Here is a 13,807-nt window from a genome sequence, read left to right on the forward strand (position 1 = left end):
CAGTACCGCGAGAGCGCAGTACCGCGCGCCCGCAGTACCGCGCCCGCCGGGCCGCGCCCGTCATGCATCCGCGTGTCCGGACGCCGCCCGCCCGCCGGGCCGCGACCGCATGCATCCGCGTGCCCGGCGCCGGGCACGGCCCACCGGGAACCCGCCCGCACCCCACCCGCGCCCCGCGCCCGCGCCTGCCGCGAGCCCGCGGTGTCCCACCCGCGGCGAGAGCCCTCGCACCACCGCACACCCCGGCGCCCGACGCGCCACCCAGCCCGCCGGCACGCCCCGGCCCTCCCATTTCCCGCACCGACAGACCACGCAACCAAAGGAGATCACGGTGAGCAATTTGATGCTGCTGCCCGACGGAATGCGCCGCTGGTCCCAGAAGCAGGGCGTCTCACTCGACGAGAGCTACGCGGCGATGACCGACAAACTCGTCGAATTCACGGGCTGGGCCCGGGAGGAGGGCTTCAGCAAGCTCTACATCACCGTCTCCTCCGTCGCGAACTACAGCCGCTCCGCCGCCGCCGTCGAAACCGCCATGAACGCGTTCACCGAGGTCGTCCGCCGCAACCACGACAGCCTCGCCTTCGACTTCACCGGCACCCTCGACGTCGTACCCGACAACTGGCTCTCGGAGCTGGACGTCCTGCGCGACAAGTCCGACAAGGAATCCGACTTCACGCTGCACTACATCATGGGCATGTCCCTCTCCCACGAGATCATCTCCATCTTCGACAAGTTCAACGGCAAGGTCCCGGCCCTGACCGAGGAACTCATCGCCGAGAACGCCTACATCCCCGAACCGGTCGACTACCTCATCCGGATGGGCGGCGCCTACCGCATGTCGTCGTTCACCCCGCTGATGTCCCCGTTCGCCGAGATGTACTTCTCCCCGCTGCTGCTGCCCGACATGACACGGGCCGACTTCGACGCCGCGATCGCCGACCTGCGCGACCGCGACCGCCGCTACGGCGTCTACCCCACCTGAGCCCACGGCCGGCACCACCGCCGCCGGAAGCCGGGCCGCGCCCCGCCCGGGCCACCGGCCGTGCCACCGCCCCGACCGGCACGCGCCGGTGGCCGCCCCGCGCGGCCACCGCTCTCGAAACGCCGTACAGGACAGCTCCCGAACCCCTTGAACCGCACTCGAAGACAATGCCCTCCGCACCCCGCCGACCTCACACTTTCCGAATCCGGCACCCCCGCCGATTCGGCCCGCACCAAGGTCTGTTGACAGGCCTCGCGCACCGTTTTTAGTGTCGTCGCCGACGCCGGTCGGGCCGCACGCCCGGCACGAATCGCAGCGCCGTACCCAAACGAGAACCCGCGCCGTACGAGAAATTCCGGCCCCGTACATGCGACACGCCACCGGGCCGCCGCGACGCACCCCGATTCCCCGACCCGGACCGGGCGCGGCCATCCGTACGGAGAACAACCTTGCTCACGTCGACTGCATGGAGGACGGATGTCCGGCGCCACCGAGGCGGAGAAACTGTACGCGGCCATTGAGGAATCGGCCCGATCAGTGGGCGCGGACTGCTCCCGCGACGACGTCCTGCCGACCCTGACCGCGTTCGCCGACGGCATCACGGCCCAGAGCGGCGTCGTCTTCAGCGCACAGACCGGCGAGGGCCCGGCCGAACTCGAATACACCGTCCAGGTGACCGGGATCGACGACCCGTACGCCCGCGCCCGCGCCGCGGGCTTCGTACCCACCGTCGACCATCCCGTGAACAACCTCCTCGCCGACCTGCGCCGACAGGTCCGCATCGGCTTCCACGCCATCGACTGCGGCGTCACCGGCGGCTTCAAGAAGATCTACGCCCTGCTGACCGACGCGCAGAGCGTCCCCCAACTCGCCGCCATCCCCTCCATGCCCGCCGCCCTCACCGAGAACGCCAGCTTCTTCGACGGACACGGCCTGGAACGCACACCGGTCCTCGGCATCGACTACCAGAACCGGACCATGAACGTGTACTTCCAACTCCCCACCGCGACCGGCCTGGAACCCGAGGGCGTCCTGGCCATGCTCCGGGAGATCGGACTCCCCGACCCGGACGAGGAGATGCTCGCGTTCGCCTGCACGGCCTACCGCGTCTACACCACCCTCAGCTGGGACTCCCCGCGAATCCAGCGGATCTCGTTCGCCCCCAAGCCCCGCCGCGGCATCGACTTCTCCGCCCTGCCCGCCCCGATCGAACCGGGCATCGAGAAATTCATGAGAAGCGCCCCGCACACCTACAGCGGCGAACGCATCTGCGCCTCGGTCGTCAAATGGTCACCCGACAGGGAATGCCTCGACCTCGGCTCGTACTACCAGATCTCCGACGAGCAGCTGAGAGCACTGACGGCAGCACGCACGGAACAGGTGTAACCCGAACCCCCGCCCCGCCCGCCCTGACGGGAACGCGCCGACCACCGCGCACCCCGCCCCGCGCCCGCCCCCGCGAACAGGCAACAGGGGGCCGCGCGCCCGAACGGGCCCCGGGCACCCGCAACTTGAGGAAAGGACACCCCATGACGACGCCCCCGGGTCACACCCCGCCCCCCGCCGCCGCAGCCCCCGGCCCCGCGGCCAAGCCGCCCGGCATCGGATTCGACTTCGACAACGGCAACTTCATCCGGGACCTGGTCACCACCAACGCCGGCGGCGCGTTCCCCCCGGAGAGCGGCATCGGCCCCAACGACTCGACCATCTACATCTGGATCACCCACCTGTTCCAGCTGTCCTGGTTCGACGCGATGGCGCCCTACCACCCCACCGCCGTCGGCGTGTACTCACGCATCGACCGCCGCCCCGCCGAGGAGGCGGCCACCAACAGGAACAAGAACATCGCCGGCCTCTACGCCTCCTACCAGGTGGTACGGGTCGTCTTCGAGGAGCGCGCCCAGGTCATGCGCCAGGGAATGCTCGCCGTCGGACTCGACCCCGACGACCAGTCACTGGACCCCACCACCGCGATCGGCATCGGCAACATCGCCGGCAAGGCCGTCGTCGAGGCCCGCCTGCGCGACGGCATGAACTTCCTCGGCGACGAGGGCCGCAGCCACCACCCCCGCCCCTTCGCGGACTACACCGGCCACCGGCCCACCAACACCCCCGACGACCTGAACGACCCCTCCCGCTGGCAGCCCACCACCGGCCCCCACCGCCGCCGCGTCGGCGGAGGACCCGGCGACATGGGCATCTTCGTCACCCAGCGGTTCGCCACCCCGCACTTCGAACGCGTCAAGGCCCACACCTTCCAGGACCCGACCCAGTTCAAGCTCGCCCCCCTCGACGAACTCGACCACACCGACACCGCCGCACACCGCCGCGCCGTCGACGAGGTCCTCCAGGCCTCGGCCGCGCTCAGCGACGAACAGAAGGTCAAGGCCGAGTTCTTCGACAACGAACTCATGGGCGTCACCCTGGCACCGCGCGCCGCCGCCGAGGCCCACGGCCTCGACCTGGACGGCTGGTGCCACCTGTTCACGGTCACCTCCGTGGCCCGCTTCGACGGCCTGATCGCCGCCTGGCACCACAAGCGCGCACACGAGGCCCCCCGCCCCGCCGGCGCCGTCCGCCACCTCCTGGGCGACACCCCCGTCACCGCCTGGGGCGGCCCCGGCAAGGGAACCGTCGACGGCATCCCCGCAGACCAGTGGGAGAGCTACCTGCCCGCCGGCGACCACCCCGGCTACCCCTCCGGCGTCACGACCCTGTGCGCCTCCCAGGCCCAGGCCGCCCGGCGCTTCCTCGGCGACGACGTCCTGAACTGGAAGTCCACCCTGCCCGCCGGCTCCACCCGCACCGAACCGGGCACCACCCCCGCCCAGGACACCGAACTGACCTGGGACACCTGGAGCGACTTCGAGAACGACAGCGCCGCCGCGCGCGTCTGGGCAGGCGTCCACTTCCGGGCGACGGCCGAGCGGTCCATCGAGTTCGGCGCCCAATTCGGCGACCTCGCCCACGAGTTCATCCAGCGCCACATCAACGGCGACGTCCAGGACTGAACCCGCCCGCGGGCGGCGGCGGACCCCGGGCGCACCGCCCGCCGCCGCCCGCACCCCGCCGCACCGGCCCACCCCGGCGCCGCACGACGCCCCGACAGGCCCCGCGCGGCCGACATGTCACAAGCGGACGGCCGTCCTCGTCCTAGGGATGACGCCCCACGTCCGTTCGATGGAACAAGGAGATTGTTGATGGCAACGCAAAACGCAGCCCCTGCGGCCGGGCCGAACCCGGGGGCGGCCGCGGACCCCAGGCGCTGGCTGGTACTCGCCGTCATCTGCACCGCCTACCTCATGGTCGGCCTCGACCTGACCGTGATGAACCTGGCCCTTCCCTCGGCCCAGGAAGCGCTGGAGTTCACCAACGCCGACCGGCAGTGGATCGTCACCGCGTACGCGCTCCCGTTCGGCAGCCTGCTGCTCTTCTTCGGACGGCTCTCCGACCTGATCGGCCGCAAGGAGAGCTTCCTCATCGGCCTCAGCGGCTTCGCGATCGCCTCCGCCGTCGGCGGCGCCTCCACCGGCTTCGGCATGCTCGTCGCCGCCCGCGCCAGCCAGGGCGTCTTCGCCGCCATGCTCGCACCCGCCTGCCTGGCCCTGCTGGCCACCACGTTCACCGACCAGAACGAGAAGGGCAAAGCCTTCGGCATCTTCAGCGGCGTCGTGGCCAGCGGCGCCGGCCTGGGCCTGATCATCGGCGGCGCCCTCACCTCCGCACTCGACTGGCGCTGGTGCCTCTACGTCAACCTGATCTTCGCCGGCATCGCCCTCGCCGGAGGCATCCTCCTGCTCACCAAGCAGCCCAAGGCCGGCGGCCGGATCGACGTACCCGGCGTCCTCGTCGCCTCCGCAGGAATGTTCTGCCTCGTCTACGGCCTGTCCAACGCCGCCGAGGACAGCTGGAGCGCCCCCTCGACCTGGGGCTTCCTCGCCGCCGGAGCCGCCCTGCTGATCGCCTTCGCCCTGTGGCAGGCACGCGCCGCGCACCCCCTGCTGCCGCCCCGCATCGTCCTCGACCGCAACCGCGGCGGCGCCTACCTGACCGTGCTCCTCGTCGGCACCGGCATGTTCGGCATCCTGCTGTTCCTCATCTACTACATGCAGACCACGCTGGACTACTCCGCGATCACCTCCGGCGTCGCCCTCCTGCCGATGATCGTCTGCACCACCCTCGGCGCCGGCATCGGCGCCACCAAGCTCATGCCCAAGTACGGCCCCAAGCCCCTGATCACCACCGGCCTGCTCATCAGCGCCGCCGGCATGGCCTGGCTCACCGGCATCGGCGTCGACTCCGGCTACGCCTCCGACCTCCTCGGCCCGCTCATGGTCGTCGGCCTGGGCATGGGCCTCATCTACGCCGCGGCCCTGAGCACCGGAACCTCCGGCGTCGACACCCAGGACTCCGGCATCGCCTCCGCCTGCATCAGCGCCGGCCAGCAACTCGGCGGCGCCCTGGGCACCGCCCTGCTCAACACCATCGCCGCCACCGCCGCCACCCACTGGCTGGAGGACAACGCGAAGGGCCAGCCCACCCTGCAGCAGCTCCAACTCGCCTCGATCGACGGCTACACCACGGTGTTCTGGTGGTGCACCGCCATCTTCGCCGGCGGCGCCGTCATCGCCGGCCTGCTGCTGCGCAGCGGCCCGCTGCCCACCCCCGACACCGCCCCCGCGGCATCCGACACCGCCGAGCACACCCCGGCGGAACAGGCCTGACACACCCCCGGGGCCCAGCAGCCGTCCAGCAGCCGTCCGGCAGCCGGCGACACCGGGACCACCCACCCGGCACCGCCGGCCCCGCCGACACCCGGGCCCCGCCCACGCCCACCCCACCCCGGGCACCGGACCGGATCCGGTGGCCTCCGATCCCCGCCCCTGCGAAAGGGGCGGGGATTCCTGCATTTCCCCCACCCGACACCCCCCGACAGCCCGGACGGCAGGACCCGGACACACCGAACTCCCGCACCTGCACGCCCAGATGGCAGCCCCACCGCCCACCCCGAGGCCCCGTACCCGCGCGCACCCGGCATCCCGCGCCCGGCATCCCGCGCCCGACCTCCCGTACGGGCGCGCGGGCCCGAAACCCCGTACGCGCGCCCACCGGTGACCGCGCCGACCCGCACCCCCGCGCCCCTTACCCCGCACCCCGCGCCGCATCGACGCGAGAGCGCACCCGTACGGCGGCCTCCCGGCACACGGCCGCGGCCCGGCGACAGCCCAACAGGCCCCTGCCGTAAGGAAGTCGGGGCGGCCGGAGGGCGGGGGCGCCGGTGAGCCGACCGCCCGGCAGCAAGCCCGGCCCGCCGCCGTGACCTCCCACCGCCGACGCGGCCGCCCGCCCACCCGGTACGCCCACGGCCCCAGCCCGGACGCCCCCGGCCCGTGCCCCGCCCGCCGTCGCCGGGCCCGCGCCGCGACACGAGCCGCCGCCGGGCGCCGCCCGGCCACCCGTCTCCGCGCGACCGGGGCGCGCACCCATGACGCAGACGAACAGGAGAACACAGTGGCTCACGCTGAGTGGATCAGCGTCACGGCGATCGGTGGCATGGCCCTGATCTTCGCCGTGGCGACCGGCTTCATCGTGCTCTTGCGGCGCGTCGGCCAACCGGCGGTGATCGGCGAGATCACCGCCGGCATCTGCCTGGGCCCCAGCGTCCTCGGACTCCTCCCCGGCGACCTGCCCGAGCGGATCTTCCCGCCCGAGATCCGTCCGCACCTCGGCGTCGTCGCCCAAGTCGGCCTGCTGCTCTTCATGTTCATCATCGGCTGGGAGTTCGACACCAAGGGCGTCAGCGTCCGCATCCGCTCCACCGGAACGATCTGGCTGACCTCCATCCTGCTGCCGATGGCCCTGGGCATGGGCCTGGCCGCGCTGATCTACCAGAGCCACGACGTGGTGAACGGCCACAGCATCCCGTTCGCGGAGTTCGCCCTCTTCCTCGGCGTCGCCATGTCCATCACGGCGTTCCCCGTCCTCGCGCGCATCATCGCCGAGCACGGACTGCAGCCCACCCGCGTCGGCACCCTCGCCCTGGGCCTCGCGGCCGCCGACGACGTACTCGCCTGGTGCATGCTCGCGGTCGTGGTGGCCATGACCACGGCCACCGGGACGGCCGGCTTCCTCTCCGTGATGGCCTGGTCCGTCGTCTACCTCGCCGTCATGCTCTGGCTGATCCGCCCGCTACTCGCCGCCGTCTCACGCCGCCTGACCCCCACCCACGCCCCCTACGTGGCGGTCCTCGCCGCGGCCGGAGCGTTCGCCTCGGCCTTCGCCACCTCGCACATCGGCATCCACGCCATCTTCGGCGCCTTCATGTTCGGCATGATCATGCCCCGGCACCGGGACGGCGTGCTCCAGCACGCGGCGTTCGGCCCCATCGAGGCCACCAGCAAGCTCCTGATGCCGGTCTTCTTCGTCGTCACCGGCCTCTCGGTCGACCTCACCTCCCTGACCGCGGGCGGAGTGCTCGAGATGGCCGCCATCATCGTCGTCGCCTGCGTCGGCAAACTCGGCGGCGTGGCCCTGGCGGCCCGCCTGTCCGGCATGCACTGGCGGCAGTCCACCATCCTGGGCGTCCTGATGAACACCCGGGGACTCACCGAACTGGTACTGCTCAACGTGGGACTCGGCCTCGGCCTGCTCAGCGTCCAACTCTTCTCCACCATGGTGCTGATGGCCCTGGTCACCACAGCCATGGCCGCACCCGTCCTGAACGTCCTGCTCCGACGCGGACCGGCCGACGGCGACACCGACGCCGACGCCGGGAAGGGCGACAGGAACCTGGTGCACAGCACCACGGGACGGGCCGGATCGGCGCGTTCGGCCGGCACCGCGGGCACGCAGGGCGAACAGCCGCACGCCGCCACCGAGTCGGGACAGCACACTCCCACCGAACCGGCCCGCGACCCCGGCCGCCCCAGCACCTGACACCCACGGCGACACCCCGCAGCCCCCGGCCACCGCGGCAGCGACAGCCGCAACCGGAAACGTGAACCGCAGCCGCAGTTGGAGCCGCGGCGCGGCCCGAGTCGCCGCCGGAGCCGCACCATCGGCCCCGGCGGCGGCGCTCCGACGGCACCTTCGTACCGCGGAGGAAGCGGCAGGCCGGAGCGGCGTGTCCGCCCTACGGGCAGTACGACGCGCCCGGCCCCGGCCCCGCCGACGACCCCGTACCCGCGGTCGGCGCAGGCCCGCCGACGACCCCGTACCCACGACCGGCACAGGCCCGCCGCCCGCCCACCCGCCGCCCCACGGACAGCAGCCGCGCACGTTCGCCGAGCTGCCCCGCCCGCGCACGCACCCCCGGACGAAAGGGTCCGCCCATGACCACCGGCGCCCCGGCACAGCTCAGCCCGCAGGAGTTCGTCGACCGCAACCCGATGAGCCGCCGCCAGTGGCTCATCGTGGTCCTGGGCCTGCTCATGATGATCGCCGAGGGACTCGACGCCGCCGTCGTCGCCTTCGTCTACCCCAGGATCGTGGACGACTGGGGAACCGACCTCGACACCGTGACCGTCACCGTGACGCTCAGCGTCCTGGCGATGATCGCCGGAGGCGTCCTCGCCGGCCCGCTCGCCGACCGGTACGGGCGCAAGGGCGTCACCGTCACCGGCATCGCCGTGTTCGGCCTCGGCACCGCGGGCATGGCGCTCACCCACTCCATCGCCCCGTTCGCCGCACTGCGGACCGCAGCCTGCCTGGGCCTCGGCGCGGTCCTGCCGACCGTCATGGCCCTGGTCGCGGACTGGACACCGGTCCGGCGCCGGGTGCAGATGGTGGCCCTGGCCTTCACCGGGGTGACCGCCGGCACCGCCGTCGGCGGCGGCCTCGCCTCCGCCCTCATCCCCGCCCACGGCTGGCCCACCCTCCTCGCGGTGTGCGGCCTCGCCCCGCTGCTGCTGCTCCCCCCGGTCCTGCTGCTCGTCCCCGAGTCCGTCGGCGTGCTCGCCGCCCGCCGCCCGGCCGAACTGCGCAGGGCCCTGGCCGCCGTCGCACCGGACCAGGACCTGACCCACGTGGTACTGGAGCAGACCGGCCCGGGCCGACGCCGACGGCCCGCGATACGGGTCATCCTGTCCCGCGACTTCGCCCCCACCACCCTGCTGCTGTGGCTGTGCTTCTTCGTGGGCCAGGGCGTCGTCTTCGTGATCCTCAGCTACCTGCCCCTGCTCGTCGAACGCGAGGGCCTCACCGGATCACAGGCCGCCGTGGCCGTCGCGGTGTTCGGCTGGGGCGGCCTGGTGGGCCAACTCGCCGTGTCCTTCTACGCCCTCAAGCACTTCGACCGCTTCCGGGTACTGGCCGGACTGTGGGCGCTGAGCGTCCTGGGCTTCGCGGCGGCCGCCCTGTGGGCCTCCCAGTTCGTCCCGCTGCTCGCGGGTGCGTTCGCCCTGGGCCTGTGCCTGCCGTCGGCCAACGCCGCCCTGCAGGCCAACGCCGCGGTCGCCTACCCGCCCGCCGTCCGCGCCACCGGCATGAGTTGGGCCAACAGCGTGGGCAAACTGGGCCCGGTGGCCGGCGGACTGCTCGGCGGGCTGATGGTCGGAGCGGGCTGGACCCTGCCCACGGTCCTGCTCACCCTCGCCGTCCCGGTCGGACTCGGCATCCTGGCCACACTCACCCTGCACGCCCGCAACCGGGAGGACGGCGCCAGGGCGCACCCCGGCCCCCGCCCGCTGCCCACCCCGGCCGCCGAGCGGACCTGACCGCACCGCCCGGGCCCGGGCGGCATCCGGCGCCCCGGACACGTCCTGCACGCGGTGCGGTTGGCGCGGCTCCGGGGCGCCCGCACAGGGCGAAAGCCCGACGCGCGGGGCCCACCCGGGGCCCCGCGCGTCGGGCTTGTGCGTGGATGCCCGTTCCGACGGGCGGTTCATCGCGCGGGGACCTCCCGCGGCCGTGCCGGCGCCCGATGCGGTGTGTACGGGGCGGAGTTCGGCCGGGACGCCCGGCGACGGGCAGCCCTTCGAGGCGGTCGGGGCCGTCGACCTCCTGACGGCCGACCGGCGACACACGGCTCTCGAGGGCGCCGACAGCGAAGACAGGCGCCGAAGACAGCGAAGACATCAAGGACATCGCAAGGCACCGGACACCGAAAGGCACCGGACACCGAAAAGGCACCGGAGGCAGCGGCACGGTGCACGCGTTGAACGACGGCAACGGCGCGGCCCGGGGCCGTCCGCCATCCGTCGTCCCCGGTCCTGGAGGCCCGTACGAGGGCGGATCCCCGCGTCGGCACTTCACCGCCGGTGACCGGCTCCCGCCCCTGCCGCACGGCGGGGGCACCGGCAGGCGCGGGGAGCGGGGGTGTGGGCCCGTTCCGGCCGGCTGTGCGGACCGGCCGGAACGGGCGGCCGGGCGTCAGCTCCCGGCGGTCGAGGGACCCGTGACGCCCTCGATGAGGTCGTCCAGGCTGAGCTCGAACAGGCCGCCGTCGCGTCCGCTGAGTCCGGAGATCAGCTTGACGAAGTCCACCTGCGCGTCGTTCTTCTTGCCGGGGTCGCTGATCTTCTGCGCCAGGTCGAAGTAGTAGCCCTTGGTCTTGGAACGGTCGTAGAACCCCTCGACGAACGAACGGATGTCGTCGAAGAAGTCCCGGTAGGCGTTGGAGTACCGGTCGAGGGCCTTCTCCTCGATCTCGGGGTGCTTGAGTATCTGGTCCACGATCTTCGACAGGGTGCTGCCGGCCAGCGTCGCCAGCGCGACCCCGGTCGAGAACAGCGGGTCGACGAACGCCGCGGCGTCCCCGACCAGCACCCAACCGTCGCCGTGGAAGCGGTCGTTGGTGTAGGACCAGTCGCGCGCGGTGCGGTAACCCGCCGCCGGGGTCGCGTCCTTGAGGAGCTCCTTGAGCTTGGTGGTGCTCTCGATCTCGGAGACGAACAGCTCCTCCAGGGACTTGTCGCTCTGGTTCGCGACGTCCGAACGCGTCACATAGCCGACGCTGAACACGCCCTTGTCGATCGGGATGCCCCAGAACCAGCCCTCCTGGGTGCCCTCGATGAGGATGTTGGTCCACTCGTCGCCGGGCAGCCGGTGGCAGTTGTCGAAGTACGTCCACACCGCCACGTTGCGCAGCTGCTCGTTCCAGGTGATCTCGGAGTACTTCCTGCCGATCACCCGGGCCTGCCCGGAGGCGTCGATGACCAGGGACGCCCTGGCCTCGTGGGTCCCGTCCAGCCCGCGCACGGTGTACTTGAGGCCCACCACGCGGCCGTTCTCCTCGATGGAGTCCTTCACCGTCGCCTCTTCCACGACGAAGGCACCCAGCTCACGCGCCCGGTCCAGGATCATCGTGTCCAGGTCGGCGCGGCGGGTGTGGAAGGCGTAGGGGATGCGGCCGCCCGTGGTGAACGAGAAGTTCCACGGGACCTCGTTGTTGCCCCAGACCAGCGTGCCGCCGTACTTGCGCTCGAAGCCCTTGGCCTCCATGCGCTCCTTGAGGCCGAGCTCCTCCATGGGCACCATGACTCCGGGAATGAGGGACTCCCCGATGTGGTAGCGCGGGAACCGCTCACGCTCGAGCACGAGAACACGGTGACCCCGCTTGGCGAGAAGCGCCGCGGTGGTCGCACCGGCGGGTCCGCCGCCGATGACGATGACGTCGAAATCGTCAGAAAACCCAAAGCGAGTGGACGACATACGAGACCTTCCCCAATTCCGATCCGGTCGCATCCGCGAGTCGCGTGAAGGCTTCCTCCGCTCCCGCACAGCGCATTCGCCAACAAGCGTGCAGGGGGCGATCGGGCGGTGTCATCGCCGAGATTGCTCAGTGGGAGTCCACCGCGACGGGCCGCCCGCGATCCCGTCCGACGACCCGAACCACCCCTTGTACGGGGGGAGTCGGCGTGGCCGGCGTCACGGCGAGGCGCTCTTGGCGCGGGCCCGCCGGTCATGTCACTATCGCCGCACGCCCACCCTGCCCGGACATTGCCGCACGGATGCCGACCGGCTCGACGGCCTCATGGCAGGCGTCCCGGGCCCTCGCCCGCCGGCAACCGACACCCGGCCGCCGCACCCGGTCCGCGCGTGCGCGCCGCGCCCACCGTGCCGTACCGGGGGAGCGGCCCCCACGGCAGGGAACACGGCCCCCGCACCCCGCCGCATGCCGTGACGTCCGCCCCGGCCCACCGGCCGGGGCGGACGCATTGGTACGGGCCCGGACACCGCCGACCCCGACTCCGCGAAGCACTCCACCGACCGCTGCCCCCTGACGGGCTGGTCCGTGGGCGTGTCGGCCCGCCGGCCCCGCGAACCGTCGCCCGGCGCAGGGCCCCGGCCGGGCAGCCGCCCACCGCCCCCTCCCGCATGACGGACGCCAACCGCCCCCGCCACGTCGGCCGTTGCCGCCGGAGCGCCGACGCGGCGCACCCGCACCCGCACCCGCACTACCCCACCGTCCCGTCCCGTCCCTTGCGCCACCTCACCGACCGCCCGGCCGGCCGCAGGCCCCGGGCCGGCCGGTGCTCCGCCCTGCCCCGAGAGCGGTGACCCGCGCCGCGCGGCTCACCGCCGCGACGGTGGGCCGCCGGCCACCACGAGCCCGCGCCCCCGAGGCCGCCCGCACCCCTCCACCGGCCCAGGTGACATCCCCAACTCCGTTTTGAAGCACTGGAGTTGGCCTGGACTGCCGCGCCGCCGCCCTTCCGCCGCCGCAGGCCCCACCCTTCCCGGCCCACCCGCGGCCCGGACCCCGCCGTCCCGTCCTGCCCGCCCCACCGACAGCTATCAGCGACTCGAAGCCCATCGGCCGCAGCGCCGGCCGGGCGGTCGCAATCAGGAGCCCTTCATGGAGCACCTAGTGCAGCGTGCCGTCACCACCATCCGCGAACGCTACGGCGAGCCGCTGAGCCTCGACGACCTCGCGCGCAGCGCCATGGTCAGCAAGTACCACTTCCTGAGGACGTTCACCAAGGTCACCGGTGTCACTCCCGGACGGTTCCTGGGCGCGGTACGGCTCCACGAGGCCAAGCGCCTGCTGATGACCACCACGCTCAACGTCGCCGACGTCGCGGTGCAGGTCGGATACTCCAGCACCGGCAGCTTCACCCGCCGCTTCACGGAGTCGGTCGGGCTCTCTCCCACGCAGTACCGCAAGCTGGCCCTCGGAGCCCGTGACGACACCCGGCCCCCGGCGCCCTCGGAGGCACCGCGGAGCGAACCCGCGGCCGACGCCCACCGCACCAACTCCGTCTCGGGAGTGCTGCGTACCGTCGGAACCGGCCTCTCACCCGCCTACGTCGGCGCCTTCGCGACCCCCATCATGCAAGGAGCCCCCGCCTCCTGGAGCAATGTGAGCGCGCCGGGACGCTTCACCCTGGCCGGCGTCCCCACGGGCACCTGGTACATCCACGCGGTGGCCCACGGCAGACCTCCCGGGGCCGCCCCGGACGCGGAACACACCCTGCTGGTGGCCACCGCCGGCCCCGTACGGGTGGAGAGCGGCAGGGGGAAGCGCCTCGACATCACGCTGTCCCCGCTCGACTGGAGCCAGCCGCCGATCCTGTCCGCCCTGATGGACATCGACCCCCAGTCGCTGGCGGCCTGACCCCCACCGCACCCGAACCGGCCGCCCACGACCCGACGCCGCCGCCCCCCCCCGGACGCGGGCCGCACCCCGCCCGAGCGACCGCCCCTCCAGGACCACCCGCCAACCGGCCCTTCACCAAAGGCCGTTCGCCCACAGGCCTTCGCCCCCGGCCCTTCGCCGCCGGGCCGTTCGCCATCCACCACCACCGACTCGGAGAGCCATGTCCCGTCGCCTGTTCACCTCGGAGTCCGTGACCGAGGGTCACCCCGACAAGATCGCTGACC

Annotated in this window: 9 protein-coding genes; 8 read left to right on the forward strand and 1 reads right to left on the reverse strand. The window is 72.6% G+C overall.

The genetic code is table 11. The annotated features are described in order from the left end of the window. Positions 1-331: 331 nt before the first annotated feature. The 6 genes from IE265_RS34555 (at position 332) to IE265_RS34580 (ending at position 9,699) form a co-directional block, all read left to right on the forward strand. Complete coding sequence (locus IE265_RS34555; RefSeq protein WP_190039723.1) at positions 332-985, forward strand: undecaprenyl diphosphate synthase family protein; 654 nt, start codon at positions 332-334, stop codon at positions 983-985. 477 nt (positions 986-1,462) lie between these two features. Next, positions 1,463-2,371: an aromatic prenyltransferase gene (locus IE265_RS34560; protein ID WP_229916873.1), complete on the forward strand. Its 909-nt coding sequence runs from the start codon at positions 1,463-1,465 to the stop codon at positions 2,369-2,371. Positions 2,372-2,514: 143 nt separating this feature from the next. Next, positions 2,515-3,996, forward strand: coding sequence for a DUF6851 domain-containing protein (locus tag IE265_RS34565; RefSeq protein ID WP_229916875.1), 1,482 nt, complete (start codon positions 2,515-2,517; stop codon positions 3,994-3,996). Between the two features lie 189 nt (positions 3,997-4,185). Beyond that, on the forward strand, positions 4,186-5,709 hold the full coding sequence (locus IE265_RS34570) for an MFS transporter (RefSeq protein ID WP_268255903.1): 1,524 nt from the start codon (positions 4,186-4,188) through the stop codon (positions 5,707-5,709). A 787-nt stretch (positions 5,710-6,496) separates the two neighbouring features. Continuing rightward, positions 6,497-7,921, forward strand: a complete 1,425-nt coding sequence (locus tag IE265_RS34575; RefSeq protein WP_229916877.1) for a cation:proton antiporter — start codon at positions 6,497-6,499, stop codon at positions 7,919-7,921. Positions 7,922-8,316: 395 nt separating this feature from the next. Beyond that, the gene (locus IE265_RS34580) at positions 8,317-9,699 is read left to right on the forward strand and encodes an MFS transporter (RefSeq protein ID WP_229916878.1); all 1,383 of its coding nucleotides are present in this window, start codon (positions 8,317-8,319) and stop codon (positions 9,697-9,699) included. Between the two features lie 655 nt (positions 9,700-10,354). Here IE265_RS34580 and IE265_RS34585 read toward each other — a convergent pair. Next, positions 10,355-11,668, reverse strand: coding sequence for an NAD(P)/FAD-dependent oxidoreductase (locus IE265_RS34585; protein ID WP_373303092.1), 1,314 nt, complete (start codon positions 11,666-11,668; stop codon positions 10,355-10,357). A gap of 1,114 nt (positions 11,669-12,782) precedes the next feature. Here IE265_RS34585 and IE265_RS34590 point away from each other — a divergent pair. Both IE265_RS34590 and IE265_RS39165 read left to right on the forward strand, forming a co-directional pair. After that, positions 12,783-13,541 carry a helix-turn-helix domain-containing protein gene (locus tag IE265_RS34590; RefSeq protein ID WP_190039725.1) on the forward strand — a complete coding sequence of 253 codons (759 nt, stop codon included), beginning with the start codon at positions 12,783-12,785 and terminating at the stop codon, positions 13,539-13,541. 202 nt (positions 13,542-13,743) lie between these two features. Further along, a partial coding sequence (locus IE265_RS39165; RefSeq protein ID WP_308434842.1) for an S-adenosylmethionine synthetase N-terminal domain-containing protein occupies positions 13,744-13,807 on the forward strand: 64 nt, incomplete at its 3' end.

Origin of the sequence: Streptomyces fructofermentans (assembly GCF_014651055.1) — a bacterium.
In the GTDB taxonomy this organism is placed as follows: domain Bacteria; phylum Actinomycetota; class Actinomycetes; order Streptomycetales; family Streptomycetaceae; genus Streptomyces; species Streptomyces fructofermentans.